20 protein-coding genes and 1 pseudogene are annotated in these 22,701 nt (G+C 67.2%); 5 read left to right on the plus strand and 16 right to left on the minus strand.

The window, feature by feature from the left end:
* Positions 1-144 precede the first annotated feature (144 nt).
* The 13 genes from GOY17_RS06315 to GOY17_RS06375 form a co-directional block, all read right to left on the minus strand.
* Complete coding sequence (locus GOY17_RS06315; protein WP_157029735.1) at positions 145-912, minus strand: HvfC family RiPP maturation protein; 768 nt, start codon at positions 910-912, stop codon at positions 145-147.
* Positions 899-1,762, minus strand: a complete 864-nt coding sequence (locus GOY17_RS06320; RefSeq protein ID WP_157029736.1) for an HvfB family MNIO-type RiPP peptide maturase — start codon at positions 1,760-1,762, stop codon at positions 899-901. The genes GOY17_RS06315 and GOY17_RS06320 overlap by 14 nt, the downstream gene beginning before the upstream one ends.
* 73 nt (positions 1,763-1,835) lie before the next feature.
* On the minus strand, positions 1,836-2,192 hold the full coding sequence (locus GOY17_RS06325) for an EF-hand domain-containing protein (protein WP_115840805.1): 357 nt from the start codon (positions 2,190-2,192) through the stop codon (positions 1,836-1,838).
* Between the two features lie 630 nt (positions 2,193-2,822).
* Positions 2,823-3,533: a phosphate signaling complex protein PhoU gene (gene phoU, locus GOY17_RS06330; RefSeq protein ID WP_115840804.1), complete on the minus strand. Its 711-nt coding sequence runs from the start codon at positions 3,531-3,533 to the stop codon at positions 2,823-2,825.
* 164 nt (positions 3,534-3,697) lie between these two features.
* Entirely contained in the window at positions 3,698-4,510 is an 813-nt protein-coding gene (pstB, locus tag GOY17_RS06335) for a phosphate ABC transporter ATP-binding protein PstB (protein WP_157029737.1), read from the minus strand.
* 40 nt (positions 4,511-4,550) lie between these two features.
* A complete protein-coding gene (pstA, locus tag GOY17_RS06340; protein WP_157029738.1) occupies positions 4,551-5,450 on the minus strand; it encodes a phosphate ABC transporter permease PstA in 900 nt (299 codons plus the stop codon).
* Positions 5,450-6,421, minus strand: a complete 972-nt coding sequence (gene pstC / locus GOY17_RS06345; protein WP_157029739.1) for a phosphate ABC transporter permease subunit PstC — start codon at positions 6,419-6,421, stop codon at positions 5,450-5,452. The genes pstA and pstC overlap by 1 nt, the downstream gene beginning before the upstream one ends.
* 363 nt (positions 6,422-6,784) lie before the next feature.
* Positions 6,785-7,882 carry a phosphate ABC transporter substrate-binding protein PstS gene (pstS, locus tag GOY17_RS06350; RefSeq protein WP_157029740.1) on the minus strand — a complete coding sequence of 366 codons (1,098 nt, stop codon included), beginning with the start codon at positions 7,880-7,882 and terminating at the stop codon, positions 6,785-6,787.
* Positions 7,883-8,287: 405 nt separating this feature from the next.
* On the minus strand, positions 8,288-9,250 hold the full coding sequence (gene pstS / locus GOY17_RS06355) for a phosphate ABC transporter substrate-binding protein PstS (RefSeq protein WP_232338587.1): 963 nt from the start codon (positions 9,248-9,250) through the stop codon (positions 8,288-8,290).
* Between the two features lie 356 nt (positions 9,251-9,606).
* The gene (locus GOY17_RS06360) at positions 9,607-10,893 is read right to left on the minus strand and encodes an OprO/OprP family phosphate-selective porin (RefSeq protein WP_157029742.1); all 1,287 of its coding nucleotides are present in this window, start codon (positions 10,891-10,893) and stop codon (positions 9,607-9,609) included.
* A gap of 463 nt (positions 10,894-11,356) precedes the next feature.
* The gene (gene nth / locus GOY17_RS06365) at positions 11,357-11,989 is read right to left on the minus strand and encodes an endonuclease III (protein WP_396617524.1); all 633 of its coding nucleotides are present in this window, start codon (positions 11,987-11,989) and stop codon (positions 11,357-11,359) included.
* 110 nt (positions 11,990-12,099) lie between these two features.
* Positions 12,100-12,492, minus strand: a complete 393-nt coding sequence (locus tag GOY17_RS06370; RefSeq protein ID WP_157029744.1) for a hypothetical protein — start codon at positions 12,490-12,492, stop codon at positions 12,100-12,102.
* Complete coding sequence (locus GOY17_RS06375; protein ID WP_157029745.1) at positions 12,492-13,274, minus strand: enoyl-CoA hydratase/isomerase family protein; 783 nt, start codon at positions 13,272-13,274, stop codon at positions 12,492-12,494. The genes GOY17_RS06370 and GOY17_RS06375 overlap by 1 nt, the downstream gene beginning before the upstream one ends.
* A gap of 219 nt (positions 13,275-13,493) precedes the next feature.
* Between GOY17_RS06375 and GOY17_RS06380 the strand changes: the two genes are divergently transcribed.
* The 4 genes and pseudogenes from GOY17_RS06380 to GOY17_RS06395 all read left to right on the plus strand — a co-directional run bounded on the left by GOY17_RS06380 (position 13,494) and on the right by GOY17_RS06395 (position 17,606).
* A complete protein-coding gene (locus tag GOY17_RS06380) occupies positions 13,494-14,177 on the plus strand; it encodes an FKBP-type peptidyl-prolyl cis-trans isomerase N-terminal domain-containing protein (RefSeq protein ID WP_115840795.1) in 684 nt (227 codons plus the stop codon).
* Positions 14,178-14,483: 306 nt separating this feature from the next.
* A pseudogene (locus tag GOY17_RS06385) lies at positions 14,484-15,301 on the plus strand (CoA pyrophosphatase).
* Positions 15,298-16,161 (plus strand): sulfurtransferase, encoded by an 864-nt coding sequence (locus GOY17_RS06390; RefSeq protein WP_157029746.1) that lies wholly within the window; start codon positions 15,298-15,300, stop codon positions 16,159-16,161. The pseudogene GOY17_RS06385 and the gene GOY17_RS06390 overlap by 4 nt, the downstream one beginning before the upstream one ends.
* Before the next feature lie 110 nt (positions 16,162-16,271).
* Positions 16,272-17,606, plus strand: coding sequence for a substrate-binding domain-containing protein (locus tag GOY17_RS06395; RefSeq protein WP_157029747.1), 1,335 nt, complete (start codon positions 16,272-16,274; stop codon positions 17,604-17,606).
* Between the two features lie 30 nt (positions 17,607-17,636).
* On the opposite strand, the gene GOY17_RS06400 is transcribed toward GOY17_RS06395, so the two are convergent.
* Positions 17,637-18,410: an enoyl-CoA hydratase/isomerase family protein gene (locus GOY17_RS06400; protein ID WP_157029748.1), complete on the minus strand. Its 774-nt coding sequence runs from the start codon at positions 18,408-18,410 to the stop codon at positions 17,637-17,639.
* A gap of 100 nt (positions 18,411-18,510) precedes the next feature.
* Between GOY17_RS06400 and GOY17_RS06405 the strand changes: the two genes are divergently transcribed.
* A complete protein-coding gene (locus tag GOY17_RS06405) occupies positions 18,511-18,954 on the plus strand; it encodes a copper chaperone PCu(A)C (RefSeq protein ID WP_157029749.1) in 444 nt (147 codons plus the stop codon).
* Between the two features lie 163 nt (positions 18,955-19,117).
* Here GOY17_RS06405 and GOY17_RS06410 read toward each other — a convergent pair whose 3' ends face one another.
* Positions 19,118-19,645: an acyl-CoA thioesterase gene (locus tag GOY17_RS06410; RefSeq protein WP_157029750.1), complete on the minus strand. Its 528-nt coding sequence runs from the start codon at positions 19,643-19,645 to the stop codon at positions 19,118-19,120.
* The gene (uvrA, locus tag GOY17_RS06415) at positions 19,642-22,632 is read right to left on the minus strand and encodes an excinuclease ABC subunit UvrA (RefSeq protein ID WP_157029751.1); all 2,991 of its coding nucleotides are present in this window, start codon (positions 22,630-22,632) and stop codon (positions 19,642-19,644) included. Before uvrA ends, GOY17_RS06410 begins: the two co-directional genes overlap by 4 nt.
* Between the last annotated feature and the right edge of the window lie 69 nt (positions 22,633-22,701).

The following is a 22,701-nucleotide window of genomic DNA, read 5'->3' on the forward strand; positions in this document are numbered from 1 at the left end:
TGGCTGGGTGGCGGGCTCGGCGTTTGCGGCGCTGCGCCTTTGCCGTCATTCCCGCGAAGGCGGGAATCCAACTGCGTATGCATCACGCTCGACGGAAGGGTGATGCGGCGGGCTGCTGGATCCCCGCCTTCGCGGGGATGACAGCTACGGAAGCGTTCCCGGGACGACCCCGACGCTGCGCATCTGCTCGAACAACGCCCGGCCCTGCGCCACGAAGGCGTCCACATCCGCATGCCCAGCCTCGACCGCCAACGCCTCCAGCTGCGCACGCCCGGTCAGCGACGGCGACTCGTCCAGCCGCTGCAGCAGCCGGAACGCCAGCGGGCTCAGCTGCGAGAACCGCACCTCGCCGTCGGACCCGCGGCGCACCAGCAGCAAGGTCGGTTCGGCCGGCGGAAGATCAGGACGATGATCGGGCCCTATCTGGTGCACCGGCCACGCGTACGCCAGCGGCCAGGCGAGTGGCGACAGCACCGGGACGCCGTCGAGCAGATCGCCGTTCGCATCGAATGCGGGCAGTTCCGCGTCGCTGATCTGCAGCGCCAGTTCGACCCATTCGTAATGCGCGAGTTCGCCGGCGAACGGCGGCAGCGTCGGCGATGCGTCGTCGCGTGCGTCGAGGAAGCGCAGGAATTCGCGGCCGAGTTCGGGAAACAGCGGCGTCTGCGCACGATGCCCGCGGAAGAAATCGCGCACGAGCGCGCGCCAGTCCGCATCGCCGAGCACCTGCTTCAGCACCGGGAAATTGCCGGCGAGCAGACTCTCGACGTTGTTGAACACCAGGTCGCGATAGATCGCGATGCGCCGGTCTTCCACGCCATCGGGCGCGGCTGTGGACTGCGGATCGCGCAGGTGGCGGGTGAGGGCGAGTTGCTGCGCGCGCAGGCGCGGCGGTGCGTCAGGCGTGGGCATGCGCGTTCGGTGCGGCCGCGTGTTCGCGCATGACGCGACGCACGGTGTCCAGTTCGCCGAGCAGTTCGGCGTAGGGCGGAATATTGAAGTCGCGTTCCAGCAGCGTCGGGCGCGCGCCGAAGCGACGATACGCCTCGCCGAGCAGCGACCACACGGCGTCCTTCACCGCGGCGCCGTGCGTATCGACCTTGAGGTCGTCGGCTTCATCGAAGTGGCCGGCGACGTGATAGCAGGCGATGCGATGCGCGGGCATCGCGTCGAGGAAGGCGAGGGGATCGTAGCGATGGTTGATCGCGTTGACGTAGACGTTGTTGACGTCGAGCAACAGGTCGCAATCGGCCTCGTCCAATACCGCGTTGATGAAGGCAGCTTCGTCGAGCGCGTGCTGGTCGCCATCGACCGGCATGGTCGCGTAGTAGGACACGTTCTCCACCGCGATGCGGCGGCCGACGATGTCCTGCGTCTGGCGAATGCGTGCGGCGACGTGGCGCACGGCCTCGTCGGTGAACGGCAGCGGCAGCAGGTCGTAGAGCTGGCCGTCGTCGGCGCAGTAGCTCAGGTGTTCGCTATAGAGCGCGACGTGGTGGCGATCGAGTAAACGGCGCACCCGCGCGAGAAAGGTTTCATCCAGCGGCGCGAAGCCGCCGAGCGATAGCGACAGCCCGTGGCATGTCAGCGTGTGGCGGGCGCTGAGTTCGTCGAGTGCTTCGCCGAGCTTTCCGCCGACACCGATCCAGTTCTCGGGCGCGCATTCGAGAAAGTCGAAATCGCCCGCGGCGGCGTTCCGCAGCGGGCCCAGCAGGGCCCGCCGCAGTCCGAGTCCGACTGAAGTGTCAGCCAGGCTGGTCATTGGCTATGAATGCGCGACGCATCTCTTTAGGAGTCCGCACAGGGATGTGCGGGCTCTTGCGAAGGGACTCGCGTCAAGCCATGCCACCGCACTTGCCTTCGCCGCACTTGCCTTCCATCTTGTCGCCCTTCTTCGCCTTCAGTTCGTCGGCGGAGAGGAAGCCGTCCTTGTTCGCGTCGTGCGTGGCGAACTTGCTGGTGTCGCCGTTGTGCGCCGCGCCGAATTCGGCCTGCGACACCTTGCCGTCCTTGTCGGTGTCCATCTTCTCGACGCCGCACTTGCCTTCGCCGGCCTTCGCGCCTTCGCCGGCGCTGACCATGTAGCCGGACGCAAGGTCGGTCATGGCGAACGCCGAACCCGAGAGCGCAATACCACCGGCCAGGGCGGCGCCGGCGACGAGGACGACGGTCTTGCTGGTCTTGCTGGACATGGGAGAACTCCTGTGCGCGATGCGGGGGAACCCGCGGAGATGGCCCGGTTTTCAGGCCTGGGAACGATGACAGGGCGTTAGCTAGCGTGCGGTGAACAGCGTCGCGCTTGATGCGGCGCAGCATGCGCGAAACCGTTTTCCGGAGCGGCTGCTATCGAAGACGCAACTTTGCGCAATCGAGGGTGCCGGCGCATAGGCCATGAGTCGTGGGCATGGCGGCGCGATGGCGGAGGAGGCAATGAAATCGGCGAAGCGAGCGATGCGTGCGGCGAGTGGATTGCGCGGATGTGCAGTCCGGCAACCGGAGCCGTCATCCCGGCGAAGGCCGGGATCCGGGCTGTCATGTCGTCCGATTCACGCTGCCAGTCAGCCGCCTGATCGCGCGGAACAGCGAAGGGTCGGTGGATTGCAGCATTCGCTGGAATGACGAGGTGATTGTGGTTCTGCGCGTCGGTGCGCCGTGCGTTACGGGCCTGGGTCCCGGCTTTCGCCGGGATGACGGCTTCGGGAAGCGCTTTCCCGAATCACATATCACGAGCCACGGATCGCGTCGCCAATCGCCAATCGCTAATCACAGATCACAGATCACGAATCACGAATCACGAATCACGAATCACGAATCACGAAAGCTCAAGGCGCCGCCGTCGTCGAGCTGCCGTCGCGCTTCTCGCGCGGGGGCAGGGCTTCCTCGCCGCGCACGAGGAACCACACGTTTTCGGCGATGTTGGTGGCGTGGTCGCCGATGCGCTCGATGTTCTTCGCCATGAACAGAAGATGCGTGCACGGCGTGATGCTGCGCGCGTCTTCCATCATGTAGGTGAGCAGCTCGCGGAACAGCGCGGTGTAGGCTACGTCGAGGTCGGCGTCGCGGGCGCGCACGCGCTGGGCGAGTTCGACGTTGTTGTCGCGATAGGCCACCAGCACGTCGCGCACCTGCTGCACCGCCAGCGTTCCGATCGCATGCAGGCCGCTCACGTGCGGCAGCGGCGGCGAGAGGTTCAGCGCGAGCGATCGCTTTGCAACGTTGGCCGCGTAGTCGCCGACGCGTTCGATGTCGGAGGCGATGCGGATCGCCGCGAGGATTTCGCGCAGGTCGCGCGCCATCGGCCCGCGCAGCGCAAGCTTCATGACGTCGTGGCTGACTTCGGTTTCGAGGGCGTCGATCGCCTCGTCGTTGGCGATGATGCGTTCGGCGGCCTTGTCGTCGCGACGCTGGACCACGTCGAGCGCGGCCTCCAGCTGCGAGGCGGCCATCTCGCCCATGCGCAGGGTTTCGTTGAGCAGCCGGCGCTGCTCGTCGTCGTAGCTCTTGACGATGTGGTCGTGCATCTGGGTGCTCATGTGTGTGGTGTTCGCGTCATGCCCTTATCAAGGCGCTGCTGCCGTCCATGGCGGAAATCAACCGGCTTCGGATCGCCCCGCCCGGCCATCCATGGCCGGGCGTTCGGCGGGCCGCGCGGCGATGCCGCGCAAGCGGCCAGCCTCACCCGCGCAAGCGGCCTGCCTCACCCAAACCGACCGGTGATGTAATCCTCGGTCTGCTGCTTCGTAGGATTGGAGAAGATCGTGTCCGTCGTGCCGTGTTCGATCAGGTCGCCCAGGTACATGAAGGCGGTGAAGTCGGACACGCGCGCGGCCTGCTGCATGTTGTGGGTCACGATGACGATCGTGTAGTCCTTCTTCAGCTCCTCGACTAGCTGCTCGATGCGGCTGGTGGAGATCGGGTCGAGCGCCGACGTCGGCTCGTCCAGGAGCAGCACGTCCGGGCGCAGCGCGACGGCGCGTGCGATGCACAGGCGCTGCTGCTGGCCGCCCGACAGGCCCAGCGCGCTCGCGCCCAGCTTGTCCTTCACCTCGTCCCACAGCGCGCCCTGGCGCAACGCGTGTTCGACGCGCGAATCCATCTCGGCCTTGGACAGCTTCTCGTGGTGGCGGATGCCGTAGGCGACGTTCTCGTAGATCGTCATAGGGAACGGCACCGGCTTCTGGAACACCATGCCGACCTTGCTGCGCAGGCGGTTCATCGGATAGCGCGAATCCAGGATGTTCTCGCCGTCCAGGATCACCTCGCCGCGCGCTTCCAGCTTCGGATACAGCGCATAGATGCGATTGAAGATGCGCAGCAGCGTGGACTTGCCGCAACCGGAGGGGCCGATCAGCGCGGTAACGCGCTTTTCGGGCATCTCCAGGTTGATGTCCTTCAGCGCATGGAACTTGTCGTAGTAGAAGTTCAGGCTGCGTGCGGCGAGCTTCACCGGCGCGGAGGCAGCAGCGGTCTTGCGCTCGGGCGTGGCGAGGGCGATGCGGGCGTCGTTCATGGCGGTGTTCCGGCCCGAAAGGCCCGAGAGGTTGGAGAGGTCAGTCATGGCTGATCCGGTTGCGCAGCACGATGGCGCGCGCGATGAGGCTGATGAGGAGGACGAAGACGGTGAGCACCAGCGCGCCGGCCCAGGCCAGCACCTGCCACGATTCGTACGGACTGCCGGCGAACTGGTTCATCACCACCGGCACGGAGGCCATCGGCTGCAGCACGTTGGTGGACCAGTACTGGTTGCCGAAGGCGGTGAACAGCAGCGGCGCCGTTTCGCCGGAAATGCGGGCCAGCGCGAGCAGCACGCCGGTGACGATGCCCGCCGAGGCGCTGCGGTAGAGCACCTGCATGATGACCTTCCACTGCGGCACGCCCAGCGACAGCGCGGCCTCGCGCATCTGCGCCGGCACCAGTCGCAGCATTTCGTCGGTCGTACGCACCACCACCGGCAGCACGATGAAGGCGAGCGCGATCGCGCCGGCCAGCGCCGAGAAGTTGCCGCCGGTCTGCATCACCACCAGCGTGTACACGAACAGGCCCAGCACGATCGACGGCGCCGACAGCAGGATGTCGTTGACGAAGCGCACCACCGTGCCGAACTTGCGCGCGTGGCCGTACTCGGCGAGCCAAGTGCCCGCGGCGATGCCCAGCGGCGTGCCGATCAGGATCGCGATGACGCACATCACGGCGCTGCCGAAGAAGGCGTTGAGCAGGCCGCCTTCCTGCATCGGCGGCGGCGTGTTCTGCGTGAACAGCGCCCAGTTGATGCCGCCGATGCCCTTGGCGATCAGCGTCCACAGGATCCAGCCCAGGAAGAACAGGCCGAACAAGGCGGCCGCGCAGGCCAGCACCAGCGAGACGATGTTGATGACGCGGCGGCGGCGATAGAGGGCGTCGGCGACCTTGAAGTCGTGCGCGGTCTTCACCGAAACGGTGGGAGCGCTCATCAGTTGCCCTCCTTGCGGGCGAGCTTGAGCAGCATGAAGCGCGCGATCGCGAGCACCACGAAGGTTACGATGAACAGCACGAAGCCCAGCAGCAGCAGCGCGGAACGATAGGTTTCGGTCGCCTCGCCGAAGTCGTTGGCGATCAGGGCGGCGATGGTCGTGCCCGGCTCGAGCAGCGAGGCCGAGAAGTTCACGCTGTTGCCGATCACGAAGGCCACCGCCATCGTTTCGCCGAGCGCGCGGCCAAGGCCCAGGAAGATGCCGCCGATCACCGCCGAGCGCGTGTACGGCAGCACGATGTCCCAGCTCACTTCCCACTTGGTCGAACCCAGCGCGTAGGCCGATTCCTTCAGGCGCGTGGGCACGGTGAGGAAGACCTCGCGCATCACCGACGAGATGAACGGGATCACCATGATCGCCAGCACGATGCCGGCGGTCAGCATGCCTATGCCCAGCGGCGGGCCCTGGAAGAGGGCGCCGATCACCGGCAGCGTGCCGACGTGGTCGTTGAGCCATGGCGTGACGTATTCGGTCATCACCGGCACGAGCACGAACAGGCCCCACATGCCGTAGATGATCGAGGGAATGCCGGCGAGCAGTTCGATCGCCGTGCCGATGGGGCCGCGCGCCCAGCGCGGTGCGACTTCGGTGAGGAAGAACGCGATGCCGAAGCTCACCGGCACCGCGATCAGCATCGCGATGAGCGCCGTGACGACGGTGCCGTAGATCGGCACCAGCGCGCCGTAGCGGTTCTCGACCGGGTTCCATTCGGTGCTGAAGAAGAAGCGCAGTCCTTCGGCTTCGAGCACGTGGCGTCCGCCCCACAGCATCGACAGCGCCGCGCTGGCGAGCGCGACGAGCACGAAGATCACGGTGCCGGTGAGGACGTACCGGAACAGCCGGTCGTTGCGCGCGTCCGTGTGGTCGCGCGACTTGGGAACTTCAACGGCGGGGAGGGAAGTGGCATTCATCCGAGGGGTTCGTGTGGCCGTTCCGGGTTCTGGGCCGTCATTCCCGCGAAGGCGGGAGACCATGGACGCGATTGCCGTATCGCAGGGAGAGAGAGGGAGTGCGACCCGGTGCTGCGTTCATGGCGTCTCCGCGTTCGCGGGATGACGTGGTGCGCGTTGCGTGTTGCGTTTTTTGCCGTCATTCCCGCGAAGGCGGGAATCCATCTGTCCGTCGCGTCACGCTTGACGAATGACACCTGCTGCGTGGTCAGCCTGGATCCCGGCTTCCGCCGGGATGACGCATCGGTTGGTTGTGGATCCCCACCTTCGCGGGGATGACGATCCGGCAAAGGCCTGCGCGCAAAGCGCGCAGGCGCCGGATCGTCACTTGAACTCGGCTGCCCAGTACGCCTCGACCTGCTGCACCAGCGCCGGCGGCAGCGGGACGTAGTCCAGCGCCTGCGCCTGCGACTGGCCCTGTTCGAAGGCCCACTTGAAGAACTCGCGCGTGTCGGCCGAACGCTTCGCGTCCTTCGGCGTCTTGTACATGAGGATGAAATTGGTCGCGGTGATCGGCCACGCCTGCTCGCCCGACGCGTTGGTGATCACCAGGTTGAAGTCCTTCGCGCTGGCCCAGTCGGCGCCGGCAGCGGCGGCCTGGAAGCTCTCCGCGCTCGGCAGCACCCAGTTGCCGGCGGCGTTCTGCAGCGATGCGAATGCCATCTTGTTCTGCAGCGCGTACGCGAGTTCGACGTAACCGATCGAACCCTTGATCTGCTTCACGTAGGAGGCGACGCCTTCGTTGCCCTTGCCGCCCACGCCGCCCGGCCACTGCACCGACGTGCCTTCGCCGACCTTCGACTTCCAGTCCGGCGAGACCTTCGAGAGGTAGTTGGTGAAGTTGAACGTCGTGCCCGAACCGTCGGAGCGGTGGACGATGTTGATCTTGGTCGACGGCAGCGTCAGGCCCGGGTTCACCGCGGCGATGGCCGGATCGTTCCAGGTCGCGACCTTGCCGCTGAAGATGTCGGCGAGCAACGGGCCAGTGAGGCGCAGCTTGCCCGGCTCGATGCCTTCGATGTTCACCACCGGTACCACGCCGCCAATGGCGGACGGGAACTGGCCCAGGCCCGCGGCAGCGAGTTCGTCGGACGGCAGCGGCTTGTCGGAGGAACCGAAGTCGACCGTGCCGGCCTTGATCTGCGCGATGCCGCCACCGGAACCGATGGACTGGTAGTTGACCTTCGCGCCGGTGGCCTTGTTGTAGTCGTCCGACCACTTCGAGATCAGCGGGTAGATGAAGGTCGCGCCGGCGCCGGTGATCTGCGCGGCGACCTTGTCGCCGGCCGGAGCGTTCGCAGCGGAAGCTCCGGCGTCCGCGCCGGTGGCCGGTGCGTTGGTGTCGCCGGCGGGCTTGCAGGCCGCGACGGTCAGGGCGATGGCGAAGGCGAGGGCGGCAATGCGGGCCGACGACGGGTTCATGCGCAACTCCAAGGGGAAGGATCCGGCCTGCTGGCCGGGCTGCGCCATTTGATGATTCTTTTGTTACAGCCCAATGACATCCAGCGGTCACATTTCTGCAATGCGGGCCTGGCGGGGTTGCGGCCCGGGGCGGTGGGGGTAGGCACGTCGGCCGATCGCCATGACCCAGGGGTGGTGAAGACGTCATCCCCGCGAAGGCGGGGATCCAACCGTCCGAACCATCACGCTCTACGGAGGCCGGAGTGGGCTCGGAGATATGGATTCCCGCCTTCGCGGGAATGACGGCAGTACGAGCGGTCCGAGCGCCGGGTTCGACACCATGAGCGGAAAGCTCCACGCAATCCTGCAGGTACGAAAAAGGCGGGCCGAAGCCCGCCTTTCCGTATCGCTGAACCCGCGAGGGGATCAGTAGTTCATCGAGGTCGACCAGTAGGTCTCGATCTGCTTCACCAGCGCGTCCGGCAGCGGGACGTAGTCCAGCGCCTTGGCCTGCTGGTCGCCGTTGGCGTAGACCCAGCGGAAGAATTCCTTGGCGTTCTTCGCGCCCGCGGCATTCTTGGGCTGCTTGTACATCAGGATGAAGTTGGTGGCGGTGATCGGCCAGGCGTTCGCGCCCGGGGCGTTGGTCATCACCAGGTAGAAGTCCTTCGCGTTCGCCCAGTCGGCGCTGGCGGCGGCGGCCGAGAAGCTCTCGTCAGACGGCAGCACGAAGTTGCCGGCGGCGTTCTTCAGGCGCGAGTACGACATCTTGTTCTGCAGCGCGTATGACAGCTCGACGTAGCCGATGCCGCCGACGATCTGCTTCACGTACGCGGCGACGCCTTCGTTGCCCTTGCCGCCGATGCCCACGGGCCACTTCACCGACGTGCCTTCACCGACCTTCGACTTCCAGTCCGGCGACACCTTCGAGAGGTAGTTGACGAAGTTGAACGTGGTGCCCGAACCGTCCGAGCGATGCACGACGGTGATCTTGCGGTCCGGCAGCTGCACGCCGCCGTTGAGCGCGACGATCGCCGGATCGTTCCACTTGGTGATCTTGCCCAGGAAGATGTTGGCGAGCGTGTCGCCGTCCAGCTTCAGCGCGCCGGAAGCGACGCCCGGCACGTTGACGACCGGCACCACGCCGCCGATCACCGACGGGAATTGCGCGAGGCCGGCCTGCGCCAGTTCTTCCGGCTTCAGCGGGGCGTCGGAGGAACCGAAGTCGACCGTCGCGGCCTTGATCTGCGCGATGCCGCCGCCCGAACCGATGGACTGGTAGTTGACCTTCTTGCCGGCCGCCTTGTTGTAGTCGGCCGACCACTTCGACATGACCGGGTAGACGAACGAGGCGCCGGCGCCGGTGACGTCGGCCGCCTGCGCGCCCATGGCGACGGTGCTGGCCAGCGCGAGCGCGGCGAGGCGGAACTGGATGGACTTGAACACGATGCTCTCCTGGAGTGACGACGGGCCGTGCCCGTTCGTGGCGCATTTGATAACCGTCGGATGACAGCGCCGGGTCGGGTGTGTGACACGCGTGTTACGGCGCAAGCTTCCTGCTGTCATCCCCGCGAAGGCGGGGATCCATCTGCCCGACGCATCAAGCTGTCGGATAGCGGGATCGCGTCTGGACGCTGGATTCCCGCCCTCGCGGGAACGACGGCATGGGCGAAAAAAAGGGCGCGGCCAAACGACCGCGCCCGGAGGTTCACAAAGGGAGGGAGCTGGAACCTTTGAAGCGTCGATTACCAGTAGAACTGCATGCGGGCTTCGAAGATGTTCGGGTTGTCGTCGACCTTGCGGTTGACGAGCTGGTTCTGGTCGGCCGGGTTGACCAGGCCGGTGGTCGGAGTGCGCGCCATGAACTTGGAGCTGTCGACCATCACGTAGTTCAGCATGAACTTGAAGTTCGAACGCCAGTACCAGTTCACGCCGACGGTCCACGTGTCCATCTGGCCACCGAGCACGCCGTCGACGGCCGCGGCGGCGGTCGGCGAGGTCGGCGCGATGACGATGCCGTCGTCCAGGTCGATCGAATCAAAGCGTGCGCCGACCTGCCACATGCCGCTGGCGGGTTCGTCGGGCAGCGGGGTGGTCGGCGTGCCTTCCTTGTAGCCCCAGGTCTCGCCGGTGATGTTCCACAGGCCGCTGACGTACCAGCTGTTGCCGTCGAAGTTGTGCGACTGGCGCGGATTGCCGTTGTTGTAGCGCTCCACCTTCGTCTGCATGTACTCGCCCTGCAGCTTGACCGGGCCGGTGACGTACATCGCTTCGGCGCCGACGGTCTTCTGGCGGTCGGTGTTGGTCATATTGCCGGTGTCGACCAGGCGGGTGCCGGCGAGGTCGGCGCCCGGACGGGCGCGCAGGCGGACCGTGTCCTGGAAGGTGTCGTAGTCAACGTACGACAGGCCCAGGTGGAAGATGTTGCCCTTCTCGTTGATCGGCGCCCAGTTGCCGCGCAGGCCGTAGCCCGGGCCGTGCGGCGTCGGAGCCGGATGCTCGGTGAGCTCGCGCGTGAAGTAGCTGGCGGTCACGCCCCAGTCGTTGGCGCCGTAGCGGTACTGGCCGCCGAGACGACGGGCGACGCCGAAGGTGTTGGTGACCAGCGCCTTGGCGATGAAGTCGTTGTTCTTGGTCGAGGACAGCTCTTCCATGCTGTTGGGCTGCTTGAACTGGCCCAGCTGGAAGTAGTGGTTCGAATCGCCGCGGATCTTGTACTTGGCGTTGACGTCCAGCCACTTGTCGGCCTTCGCGTCGTAACCGACCACCCACTCGAAGTTGCCCGGGCCCTTGCCCTTGAGCACCAGCTCGGCGCGGCGCAGTTCGTTGTCGCTGTCGCGGCCGTCGAGGCCGTCGCCACCGGCGTTGAGGTCGGCGAAGTCGCTGTCGAAGTAGTTGTAGTCGGCCTGGACCAGGCCTTCGAAGGACACTTCAGAGTTGCCGATCACGTCGAGCGCGATTTCGGCATGCGCGGCCGGCGCGACGAGGGCGGCGAGCAGCGCGACGGACAGGGTGCTGCGGGACAGTTTCATGGACGTAGCCCTTGGGGCGTAGTGAGAAGACGCTGCGCAGGCTAGGTCGTGAAAGTTGCGTAAATGTGACAGCGCTGACTTATTTCGCTGCGATGACGCGGGGATGACGCGAGTGGCGACGGGCGGCGCGGTATGTGAACTGGCGGGCGCCGATACCCATGCGATGCAATGAAATAGCGTCATCCCGGCGAAGGCCGGGACCCAGGCACGGGGCGCGTGGGAACTCCATGAGCGGTTCCACACCTCACCGTCATTCCAGCGAAAGCTGGAATCCACCTGGACTTTCGCCGTCCGAAACCCAGTAGCGTTGCGCGGAACCAGGATCTGCGCCGCTGAGGCTTCGTTGCCCCTCTCCGGCCCGAACGCATAGCGTTCGGGCGTTCGAAGGCGCGCGAACCAGTGGTTCGCAAGCAGCGCCTTCTCACCCCCAACCCCTCTCCCGGTGGGAGAGGGGCTCAACCGCTCAACCGCGAACAGGATCCGGCTCGCCCGGCGTCTTGTCCGGGTAGCGGCAGATGTCGCGGATCGCGCAATGCGGGCAATCTGGCCTGCGCGCCTTGCACACGTAGCGGCCGTGCAGGATCAGCCAGTGGTGGGCGTCGTGCAGGTACTCGGGCGGAACGACCTTCAGCAGGCCGTCCTCGACTGCGCGCACGGTCTTGCCCGGCGCAAGGCCGGTGCGGTTGGCGACGCGGAAGATGTGCGTGTCCACCGCCATCGTCGGCTCGCCGAACGCGGTATTGAGGACGACGTTCGCCGTCTTGCGCCCGACCCCCGGCAGCGCCTCGAGCGCGTCGCGGTCGCGCGGCACCTCGCCGCCATGGTGTTCGATCAACTGCTGCGCCATCGCGACGACATTGGCGGCCTTGGTGTTGTACAGGCCGATCGTCGAGATGTACGGCTTGAGGCCTTCGACGCCGAGCTTCGCGATTTTCTGCGGCGTGTTTGCGACCGGAAACAGCTTGCGCGTGGCCTTGTTGACGCCGACATCGGTCGCCTGCGCCGACAGCGTCACCGCCACCAGCAACTCGTACGGCGTCGCGTATTCGAGTTCGGTTTTCGGCGCCGGATTGAGCGCCTTCAACCGCGCGAACATCGTCTCGATTTCCTCGGCGGACAGGCGGCTGCCGCGCCGGGCGCGCCTGGTCACGACCTTCTTCGGCGCGGCCTTCTTCGTGGCGGTTTTCTTCTTCGATGCGACAGGCGTCATGGCTTGTGGCGTTGCGCGGCCTTCTCGCGCGCACGTGCGAGCGCGGCGGCGGCGGCCGAGGGCAGGGCGGAGGGCGTGGGCGTCACTACCGCGGTGACCGGCGGCGACACGCGCTTCTCCGCGCGCTCGCGTGCACGGCGTTCGACTCGTGCAACGCGTGCGCGATAGCGTTCGCGCGCGGCCAATGCAGCAACGCGTGCAGCACGCGCGTCGTGCAGGCGCGCGCGGCATTCGTCGCTGCAGTGCGTGCATTCGACATCGCGATCGAGAAGCCCCGCTTCGATCGCGCCGTCCACGTCGTCCACGCGCAACGCGGCGTTGACCGCGTGCGCCGCGGCGCCGCGCGGATCATCGCAACCGCACACGCAGGCGCTCGACGCGTCGTGCATCACCGGCCGCTGAAGTTCGGCTTGCGGCGTTCGAGGAACGCGCTGGTGCCTTCGCGCATGTCCTGCGTGGCGAACATCAGGCCGAACTGCGCCGTCTCGTATTCCAGGCCTTCTTCGATGCCGCATTCGCCGCCGACGTTGACGCAGTCGAGCACGCCACGCAGCGCGAGCGGCGCGGAGTTCGCGATCTGCTCGGCGAGCTTCATCGTCTCGGCCTCCAGCTCCGCCGCCGGCACGACGCGATTGACGATGCCGAGCTCGCGCGCACGGGCGGCGTCGATCGGCGCGCCGACCAGGCACAGTTCCAGCGTCGCCGCACGGCCGGCCAGGCGCAGCAGGCGCTGCGTGCCGCCGAAGCCGGGGATCAGCCCGAGGTTGATCTCCGGCTGGCCGACCTTGGCCGTGTCGGCCGCGATGCGCAGGTGGCAGCCCATCGCCAGTTCCAGCCCGCCACCGAGGGCGAACCCGTTGATCATGCCGATCACCGGCTTGGGCATTTTTTCCACCCGGCGCATCAGCTTCTGGCCGCGCAGCGAGAAGTCGCGGCCCTGGACCGCGGGCAGCCCGTTCATCTCCGCGATATCCGCCCCGGCGACGAAGGCCTTGGGGCCGGCGCCGGTCAGGACCACGCAGCGGACCGACGGATCGGCTGCGGCGGCTTCGAACGCCGCCACCAGGGCGTCCAGCGTGGCGGCGTTGAGCGCATTCAGCTTGTCGGGGCGGTTGACGGTGACGACGCGGACGGCGCCGCGGTCGGCGGTGAGGACGGGCGTTTCGGACATGGAGGCGGCGGGTCCAGGAGGCTGCGAAAGTGGCGGGAATCGCGCTGCATCGGGCCCGGAACTTCGCCCGGGAGACGCTGTCTGAGCCGTTCGGCGTCAGTGGCGATTAAGTACTGGCGCCGGTATCCTAGCGCGTCCATCCGGGTCCATTCGACCGGTGCGGGCCTTATCACTAAGGAGCGGTAGTCCCGCCCCGATCCATTACGGAGATTCATTCGAATGAAGTTGCGTTTGATCGCTGCCGCCGTCGCGGCCCTGGCCCTGACCGGCACTGCCGCCGCGCAGAACACTTCGACCGAGCAGGGCAAGCTGAGCTACGCGCTCGGTTACGACCTGGGCCGCAACGCCATCGAAAGCGGCGAGCAGGTCGACGTCAACACCATCATCAAGGGCCTGCAGGACGGCTACGGCAAGAAGCAGCCGTCGGTGCCGGTCGATCAGCTGCGCACTGCCGTGCAGAACATGCAGCAGCGCCAGCAGACCAAGGCGAAGGCCGCGTGGGACAAGGCTGCCGCCGAGAACAAGACCAAGAGCGACCAGTTCATCGCCGCCAACAAGTCCAAGGCCGGCGTGAAGTCGCTGCCGAGCGGCGTGCAGTACCGCGAGATCGAGAAGGGCTCGGGCGCCAAGCCGACGCAGGCCAGCACCGTGCAGCTGGAAGTCGCCGGTCCCTACGCCTGGGGCGAGCGTCCCCAGCAGGCCCGTCCGGCGCAGCAGATCCCGTCGATCAAGGTCAGCGACATCGAGATGCCGGCCATGCGCGAAGCGCTGCTGCAGATGCCGGCCGGTTCGAAGTGGGAAATCACGCTGCCGTCGGACAAGGCCTATGGCGCCGACCCGCGTACGCCGTTCCCGCCGAACGTCGCCGTGCAGTTCGAAGTCAAGCTCGTCAGCGTGAAGTAACGTTTCGGCCCGCTCGCGCATAGCGCGAGCGGCTTTGCCGAACCGTCATCCCCGCGAAAGCGGGGGTGAGGACGCGCTGCTTGCGAACCACTGGTTCGCGCGCGACCGAACGCCATCGCGCTATGCGCGATGGCAGGGGATTGTGAACCCGCAATCGCCACGTTCAACGAAGTCACCACGTCGAGCCGGCCCCGCCGGCTCGACGTTTTTATGAGCAACCAAAATCCGGCGCCAGCGCATCACGACGCGTTTACGACGCCCGCGCCGGTTGAATCCCAGGCACGTCCGCCTTACGTTGGTCGATCCATGAATACCTTTTTCCGCGCCGTGCTCAGCCCCTGCATCGGCATCTGCTCGCTCGACGACGATGGCCTGTGCACCGGTTGCCATCGCACCACCGCGGAAATCGCACGCTGGTCGCAGATGAACGACGACGAGCGCCTGCGCCTGATGGAAACCGTGCTGCCCGAACGCGAGACGCGCCGCCGGTGAACCGGATGGCCGCCACGTCCGCATTGACCGACTGGCCCGGCCTCGCCTCGGCGCTGCATCCACTCACAGATCCGCCGCCCGGTCCGGGCTGGAACCTCGCCGAGCTGCACGACCTGGTGCCTAACGACGCGGTAAGCATCGAAGCCGCGGTGCTGGTCGGCCTGGTTCCGCGCGAGGAAGGCACGCACGTGCTGCTCACGCGTCGCACCGATGCGCTGCGCCAGCACGCGGGGCAGGTGAGTTTCCCCGGCGGCCGCATCGAACCGGACGACAGCGACGCCGTCGCCGCCGCGCTGCGCGAGACGCGCGAGGAAATCGGCGTCGGCGCGCGGCAGATCCATCCGCTGGGCTTCCTCGATCCGCTGGCCACGATCACCGGTTACCGCGTGCAGCCGGTCGTCGCGCTGCTCGCCAGCGATTACGTCGCGCATCCCGATCCGAACGAAGTGGCCGACGTGTTCGAAGTGCCGCTCGCGTTCCTGCTCGATCCGGCCAACCTGGCCACGCACACGCTGGATTTCCGTGGCCGTCCGCGCGAAGTGTTCGAGTACCGCTATCCCGCGCAGCGCATCTGGGGGGCGACCGCCTCGATGCTCTACAACCTGCGCCAACGCCTGGAGGCGATCCGATGAGCGACGCGACCCCGAACTGGACCACGCTGGTGTCGGCCGAAGAACTGGCTGCCGCGCTGGGTCGCGACGACGTCATCGTCTTCGACACGCGCCATAGTCTCGCCGAACCCGAAGCAGGCGAAGCGGCGCATCGTGTCGCGCACATCCCCGGCGCGTTCTATGCGCATCTGGATCGCGACCTGTCCGATCACCGCAAGCAGCATGCCGGGCGCCATCCGTGGCCGGAGCTGCAGGATTTCACCGCCGCACTCGGCCGATGGGGCGTGACGCCGCAGCATCAGGTCGTCGTGTACGACGCGGCCGATGGCGCGCTCGCCGCCGCACGCATGTGGTTCCTGCTGCGCGCGCTGGGTCACCGGCGCGTCGCCGTGCTCGACGGCGGGCTGCAGCGCTGGCAGTCGCTCGGATTGCCGGTCGAAGCCGACATGCCCGTCGCCACGCCGACGCCGCCGTATCCGGCGACGTTCGATGAAAGCCGGCTGCTCGATTCGACGCAGGTGCGGGCGCACGTGGATGCAGGCGGCGTGCTGCTCGACGCGCGTGCGGCCGAGCGCTTCCGTGGCGAGGTCGAACCCATCGACCGCGTCGCCGGCCATGTGCCAGGTGCGCGCAATCGTCCGTATGCGCAGACGATGCGCGACGGGCGCTTTCGTCCGTCGGAGGAACTCGCACGCGAATTCGCCGAACTGTTGCAGGGCCGCGACGCGAGCGATGTCGTGGCGATGTGCGGTTCGGGCGTCACGGCCTGCCACCTGCTGCTCGCGCTGGAACATGCGGGCTATGAAGGCGCGCGTTTGTCGACGGGGTCGTGGAGCGGCTGGATCGACGATCCTTCGCGACCGGTCGCGCGCGGCGCCTGATATACCCGAACCGTCCGTTCGCACCACGCGTTTCAGAAGTGCGTAACACGTAATCTGCGCGTCACACGCATCCCGGATCCTTGCGCGATTTCGCACAGGGGGCGTGCGCCATGTCACGCATCGCGGGTTGGTTGGTTGCAATGGTGTTGTCGGTCGCAGTGTCGGCCGCGCACGCACAGGTGGACGCAGAACGCGTCCGCATCCATGGATCGCAGACGATGGCCGCGCGGCTGGTGCCGGCCGTGGCGGAGTCGTGGCTGCACGACATCGGTTACCAGGACATCCGGCGCACGCAGCCGAGTCCGACGCTGACCGAAATCCACGCCCAGCGCGACGGCATGCCGCTGATCGTGGAGATCCAGGCGAGCAGTTCCGCGCAGGGTTTCCAGGACATCGTCGATGGCAACGCGCACATCGCGATGATGACGCGCCGGCCGAACGCGGACGAACTCGACGCGGGCTGGCAGCTTGGCGATCTGGCTTCGCACGACCAGGAATTCGCGATGGCGCTGGACGGTGCGGCTGTCGTCGTGCATCGCGACAACCCTTTGGCGCAGCTCGGTTTCGCGCAGCTGCGTCGCGTGCTGTCGGGGCAGGCGCGCGACTGGCGCGAATTCGGCGGCCGCGGCGCGATCCACCTGCACATGGTCGCCGGCGCCAACTCCGCGCGTGATCTCATCGACGAACGCGTGATGCAGGGCTCGCCGTATGCGCCCGCATCGTTGCACGCCGATGGCGCATCGCTGGTGCGCTCCATCGCGAAGGATCCCGGCGCGATCGGTTTCGTCACCCTGCGCCAGCCGTGGGGCGCGAGCGTGCGTCCGCTTGCGTTGTCCGATGGAGGCCGCGCGGTCGCGCCGACGCGGCTGGCCGTGCAGAGCGAGGACTATCCGCTCGCGCGTCGTTTCTATCTCTACGGCAGCCAGATGATGGGCGCGCTCAGCCGCAGCTTCGCGCTGTACACGGTGGGCCAGCGCGGGCAGGACGCAGTCGCGCGCGCCGGGCATTTCGCGGTGACGCTGCGTCCGGGCTATGCGCCGCCGACGCTGGTCGGGCCGAAGGATTACCGCGATCTCGTCGGCAAGGCCACGCGATTGCCGCTGAGCCTGCGCTTCAACCTCACCGGCAACAACGAAAGCGGCGTGGCGGCGAGCGTGTACGACAGCCGCGCCGTGCGCGACATCGACCGTATCGTCGCCTTCATGCAGTTGCCGGTGAACCGCGGCCGCCGATTGCTGGTGGTCGGATTCGCCGACACGGCCGGCAGTTCGGTTGCCGCGACGATGACCAGCAACGATCGCGCCGACCTCGTCGCGCACGAGTTGATGGCGCGCGGCTTGCCGGTACTGCACGCGCGCGGCGTCGGCGCACAGGTGCCGCTGGCGGCAGCCGGAGCACCGGGCGCGCGCTATCGCAACGAGCGCGTGGAAATCTGGATGCTGTGACGTCGCAAGAGGTCGGCGTAGCTGCGGCGCCTACTTGCCCAGCTTCGCCACCAGCGCCTTCAGCGCGGCCTGCGTCGAAGGATCGCTCCACGCCGCGATGAACTTCGGCAGCTGGATCTGTTCCGGCTGCATCGCGGCGACCAGGTCCGCGCGCGCGATCGCACGGGTCTGGCGCATCACCGGCTGCGGCAGCTTCAGCAGCTGCGCAAGCCATTCGCGTGCACGGGCGTTCACCTGGTCGAGCGGCACGAGTTCGTCGACCAGGCCAACGCGTTCGGCGCGCTCGGCTTCGACCATGTCGCCCGCGACGACCAGGCGCTCGGCGCGATGCGTGCCCACCACGCGCTGCATCAGCTTCAGGATGCCGACCGGCACGACCAGCCCGACCTGCGTTTCGTTGAGGCCGATGCGGAAGGGCTTCGCGGGATCTTCGCTGCGCGCCATGACGCGGTAATCGCAGCACAGCGCGAGCACGCAGCCGCCGGCGGGCGCGTGGCCGCCGATGGCCGCGACGACCGGCACCGGGCATTCGGCGAGGGCGCGCGCGGCGTGGAAGAAGGTCTCCCACGCAGCCATGAGCGCATCGCGGTCGTCGCCGAGCGAGAGCAGGTGCGGCACGTCGAGACCCGCGGAAAACACCTTTGCGCCGCCGCCAAGCACGATCCCCTGCGCGCCGTCGTCGACGGCCTTCGCCAGTGCGTCGACCAGGTCGTTGCACAGTTGCGGATTGAGCGCGTTGACCGGCGCGCGCGCCAGGCGGAGTTCGACGATGCCGTCGGCGGAATGGGTTTCGACTAGGCTCATTGCGTGCGTATTCCTGGCGGTGGCGCTGCCGATGCAGCGCTGCGTGAACGGCGCCGGGCGGCGTCAAAACCGCGCGGAGGGTCGCGGGTATCATAGGCCCATGAACGCGACCACGATTCGACTCGGCCTGCTGGCCCTCACGATGGCGGCATCGTCCGCCGCTTCCGCTGCGGATTGCACCCTGAAGGTCGTCGACGGCTGGGTGCGCCTGCCGCCGGCCGCGATGCCGATGATGGCCGGCTTCGGCCGCATCGAGAATCCGTGCGCGAAGCCGCTCACGATCACCGGCGCGAGCAGCGCGGCGTTCGGTGAAGTCGAAATGCACGAGACACGCGTGGTCGACGGCGTGAGCCGCATGCGCGCGGTGCCGGAACTGCGCCTGGCGCCGGGCGAGTCGGCGACGTTCAAGCCCGGCGGCCTGCACCTGATGCTGATGGAGCCGGGTGCGTCGCTGAAGCCGGGCAGCAAGGTCGCCATCGAGTTCACGCTGAAGGACGGCGGGAAGGCGCTGGGCGAATTCACGGCGAAGAAGGCGGGCGAGTAGGGCGCGCGGCGCCACTCAAAAAAACAGCGCTTGGGGCGCTGTTTTTTTCAGCTGTCATTCCCGCGAAGGCGGGAATCCACGCCGGCGTGCATCACTACATCCGTCAGCCGTGAAGTGTCTGATAGATGGATTCCCGCCTTCGCGGGAATGACGCCAAAGGCCGCTACGAACACGCCTCGCGCACCGCCACCGGCAGCTCCGCCGCACGTCCCGTGCCGCGGTCGATCCACACCATCACGACGTTGCCATCGCAATAGAGCACCGTGTCGTCCTTCGCATCGACGATGCGGTGGCCGATGCTGACGCTCGTGTTGCCCAGGCGTTCCACGAACAGTTCGACGTCAACTTCCGCCGGCCATTCGATCGGGCGGCGATAGTTGAGGTGCGCAGCGGCGACGACGGGCGCGACATGATCGTCCAGCCCCTGTCCCGGCACGCCGAGCATCCAGCGCAGGCGCGCTTCCTCGAGGTAGCTCAGGTACTTCGAGTTGTTGACGTGGTTGAACGCGTCCAGGTCGCGCCAGCGTACCGACAGCGGGACGCGGATCAGCGCGACGGGTGCGGCGTTATCTTCGGCGGGCTGCGTTGCGGGCGCAGCGGCAGGCGCCGCGCTTTCGGTGGTCTTCTTCGCCGCCGGCTTGCGCCGTCGGGCAGGCGTCTTGCGGGCCTTCGGTGTTGCGGCGTCGCTCATGCGGCGGACTTCTTCTTCGTGTTGTTCTTCTTGTCGGCGGCCGTCCTGGTCGCCGCGGTCTTCGCCGTTGCCGTCTTCGAGGCGGCCTTGCCGCCGGCCTTGGCTGCGGCCGGCTTGGCCTTGCGCGCGGACGCCTCCGGCTTGGCCTGCAGCAGCGGCGCGAGGAAGCGGCCGGTGTGCGAATGCGGCAGCGCGGCGATTTCTTCCGGCGTGCCGCAGGCCAGGATCGTACCGCCACGGTGGCCGCCTTCCGGACCCAGGTCGATCACCCAGTCCGCCGTCTTGATGACGTCGAGGTTGTGCTCGATCACCACCACCGTGTTGCCGTCGTCGCGCAGGCGATGCAGCACGGTCAGCAGATGTTCGATGTCGTGGAAGTGCAGGCCCGTGGTCGGCTCGTCGAGGATGTACAGCGTGCGGCCGGTGTCGCGCCGCGAGAGTTCCTTCGACAGCTTCACGCGCTGCGCCTCGCCGCCGGACAGCGTCGTCGCGCTCTGGCCCAGCTTGATGTAGCTCAGGCCCACGTCCATCAGCGTTTCGAGCTTGCGCGAGATCGCCGGGATGTTCTCGAACAGGTTCAGCGCATCCTCGACGGTCATCTCCAGCACGTCGTTGATGTTGTAACCCTTGTAGAGGATCTCCAGCGTCTCGCGGTTGTAGCGCTTGCCGCCGCAGACGTCGCACGGCACGTACACGTCGGGCAGGAAGTGCATCTCGACCTTGATCAGGCCGTCGCCCTGGCAGGCCTCGCAGCGGCCGCCGCGCACGTTGAAGCTGAAGCGGCCCGGCGAATAGCCGCGCGCACGCGCTTCGGGCACCTGCGCGTACAGCTCGCGCAGCGGCGTGAACAGGCCGGTGTACGTGGCCGGGTTCGAACGCGGCGTGCGGCCGATCGGCGACTGATCGATGTCGACGACCTTGTCCCACAGCTCGATGTTCTCGTACTCGCGATACGGCGCCGCCGTATGCGAGGCGCCATTGAGCTCGTTGGCGGTGATCGCGAACAGCGTGTCGTTGATCAGCGTCGACTTGCCCGAGCCGGATACGCCGGTGATCGCCGTGAACAGCCCCGACGGGATCGCCAGGTCGACGTCCTTGAGGTTGTTGCCGGTGGCGCCGCGCAGGTGGAAGGTGGTCTTCGCGTCGGGCTTGTGGCGACGCGTCGGCACTTCGATGCCGCGCTTGCCGGACAGGTACTGGCCGGTGAGCGAACGCGGCGACTTGAGCAGGTCGTCCAGCGTGCCGTGCGCGATCACTTCGCCGCCGTGCACGCCGGCGCCGGGACCGATGTCGACGACGTAATCGGCCAGGCGGATCGCGTCCTCGTCGTGTTCGACCACGATGACGGTGTTGCCGAGGTCGCGCAGTCGCGTGAGCGTGCCGAGCAGGCGTTCGTTGTCGCGCTGGTGCAGGCCGATGGACGGCTCGTCGAGCACGTACATCACGCCGACCAGGCCGGCGCCGATCTGCGACGCCAGGCGGATGCGCTGCGCTTCACCGCCCGAGAGCGAATCGGCCTTGCGCTCAAGCGTGAGGTAGTCGAGGCCAACATCGACGAGGAAGCGCAGGCGGTCGGCGATTTCCTTGACGATCTTGACGGCGATCTCGCCGCGCCAACCGGGCAGGTTGAGCGCCTTGAAGAACGACAGCGCCTCGTCCACCGGCATCACGACGATGTCCGGCAGCGGACACTCGTCGACGAACACGCTGCGCGCGGCGCGGTTCAGGCGCGCGCCGCCGCAATCGGTGCAGGCGCGCTCGCTGATGTACTTGGCCAGTTCCTCGCGCACGGCGGCCGATTCGGTCTCGCGGTAGCGACGTTCCAGGTTCGGCACGATGCCTTCGAAGCGATGCTTGCGCTGGCTGCGGCCACCGGCTTCGGTGAGGTAGGTGAAGCTGATGGTTTCATCGCCGCTGCCGAACAGCACCGCGTCGCGTGCCTTCTTCGGCAACGACTGCCACGGCGCATCGACGTCGAACTTGTAGTGGCGCGCCAGCGACTGGATCAGCTGGAAGTAATAGGCGTTGCGACGGTCCCAGCCACGCACGGCGCCGGCCGAGAGCGACAGCTCCGGATGCACGACCACGCGCGAGGGATCGAAGAACTGCGCCACGCCCAGGCCGTCGCACGTCGGGCACGCGCCCACCGGCGAGTTGAACGAGAACAGGCGCGGTTCCAGCTCCGGCAGCGAGTATTCGCACACCGGGCAGCTGTACTTGGACGAGAACAGCAGCGGCGCCGCGTCGGCGTCGTCGAGCGACATGACCTGCGCCATGCCGTCGCCGAGCTTGAGCGCGGTCTCGAACGATTCGGCCAGACGCTGCTTGATGTCGTCGCGCGGCTTGAAGCGGTCCACGACCGCTTCGATGGTGTGCTTCACGCGCAGCGCGAGCGGCGGCACGGCATCGATCTCGTGCAGCACGCCGTCCACGCGCACGCGCACGAAGCCCTGCGCGCGCAGCTGTTCGAACACCTGCGCGTGCTCGCCCTTGCGCTCGCGGATCACCGGCGCCAGCAGCATGTAGCGTTGTTCGCGGCCGGCTTCGGTTTCGCCAAGCGCGACGACCTGGTCGACCATCTGGCTGACCGTCTGCGCTTCCAGCGGGTAACCGTGGTCAGGGCAGCGCGGCGTGCCCACGCGTGCGTAGAGCAGGCGCAGGTAGTCGTAGATCTCGGTGATCGTGCCGACGGTGGATCGCGGGTTGTGCGAGGTCGACTTCTGTTCGATCGAGATCGCCGGCGAGAGACCTTCGATGTGGTCGACGTCCGGCTTCTCCATCACGGAGAGGAACTGGCGCGCGTAGGCCGACAGCGACTCGACGTAGCGACGCTGGCCTTCGGCGTAGATCGTGTCGAACGCGAGCGAGGACTTGCCCGATCCCGACAGCCCCGTGATCACGATGAGCTTGTCGCGGGGGAGGTCGAGGTCGATGTTCTTGAGGTTGTGCGTCCGCGCGCCGCGGATGCGGATGTAATCCAGCGCCATCGGTTGCCTGTATGGGGAGGGTCGCCGTCGCGGAGCGCGGGGCGAACAGGGGAGCGTATCGACAGGCGA

Source organism: Lysobacter soli (genome assembly GCF_009755585.1).
In the GTDB taxonomy this organism is placed as follows: Bacteria; Pseudomonadota; Gammaproteobacteria; order Xanthomonadales; family Xanthomonadaceae; genus Lysobacter_J; species Lysobacter_J soli.

Coding starts and splice junctions, on each gene's coding strand:
- GOY17_RS06315 (WP_157029735.1), bottom strand. CDS start 912: ATGCCCACGCCTGACGCACCGCCGCGCCTGCGCGCGCAGCAACTCGCC.
- GOY17_RS06320 (WP_157029736.1), bottom strand. CDS start 1,762: ATGACCAGCCTGGCTGACACTTCAGTCGGACTCGGACTGCGGCGGGCC.
- GOY17_RS06325 (WP_115840805.1), bottom strand. CDS start 2,192: ATGTCCAGCAAGACCAGCAAGACCGTCGTCCTCGTCGCCGGCGCCGCC.
- phoU (WP_115840804.1), bottom strand. CDS start 3,533: ATGAGCACCCAGATGCACGACCACATCGTCAAGAGCTACGACGACGAG.
- pstB (WP_157029737.1), bottom strand. CDS start 4,510: ATGAACGACGCCCGCATCGCCCTCGCCACGCCCGAGCGCAAGACCGCT.
- pstA (WP_157029738.1), bottom strand. CDS start 5,450: ATGAGCGCTCCCACCGTTTCGGTGAAGACCGCGCACGACTTCAAGGTC.
- pstC (WP_157029739.1), bottom strand. CDS start 6,421: ATGAATGCCACTTCCCTCCCCGCCGTTGAAGTTCCCAAGTCGCGCGAC.
- pstS (WP_157029740.1), bottom strand. CDS start 7,882: ATGAACCCGTCGTCGGCCCGCATTGCCGCCCTCGCCTTCGCCATCGCC.
- pstS (WP_232338587.1), bottom strand. CDS start 9,250: ATGGGCGCGCAGGCGGCCGACGTCACCGGCGCCGGCGCCTCGTTCGTC.
- GOY17_RS06360 (WP_157029742.1), bottom strand. CDS start 10,893: ATGAAACTGTCCCGCAGCACCCTGTCCGTCGCGCTGCTCGCCGCCCTC.
- nth (WP_396617524.1), bottom strand. CDS start 11,989: ATGTTCGCGCGGTTGAAGGCGCTCAATCCGGCGCCGAAAACCGAACTC.
- GOY17_RS06370 (WP_157029744.1), bottom strand. CDS start 12,492: ATGCACGACGCGTCGAGCGCCTGCGTGTGCGGTTGCGATGATCCGCGC.
- GOY17_RS06375 (WP_157029745.1), bottom strand. CDS start 13,274: ATGTCCGAAACGCCCGTCCTCACCGCCGACCGCGGCGCCGTCCGCGTC.
- GOY17_RS06380 (WP_115840795.1), top strand. CDS start 13,494: ATGAAGTTGCGTTTGATCGCTGCCGCCGTCGCGGCCCTGGCCCTGACC.
- GOY17_RS06390 (WP_157029746.1), top strand. CDS start 15,298: ATGAGCGACGCGACCCCGAACTGGACCACGCTGGTGTCGGCCGAAGAA.
- GOY17_RS06395 (WP_157029747.1), top strand. CDS start 16,272: ATGTCACGCATCGCGGGTTGGTTGGTTGCAATGGTGTTGTCGGTCGCA.
- GOY17_RS06400 (WP_157029748.1), bottom strand. CDS start 18,410: ATGAGCCTAGTCGAAACCCATTCCGCCGACGGCATCGTCGAACTCCGC.
- GOY17_RS06405 (WP_157029749.1), top strand. CDS start 18,511: ATGAACGCGACCACGATTCGACTCGGCCTGCTGGCCCTCACGATGGCG.
- GOY17_RS06410 (WP_157029750.1), bottom strand. CDS start 19,645: ATGAGCGACGCCGCAACACCGAAGGCCCGCAAGACGCCTGCCCGACGG.
- uvrA (WP_157029751.1), bottom strand. CDS start 22,632: ATGGCGCTGGATTACATCCGCATCCGCGGCGCGCGGACGCACAACCTC.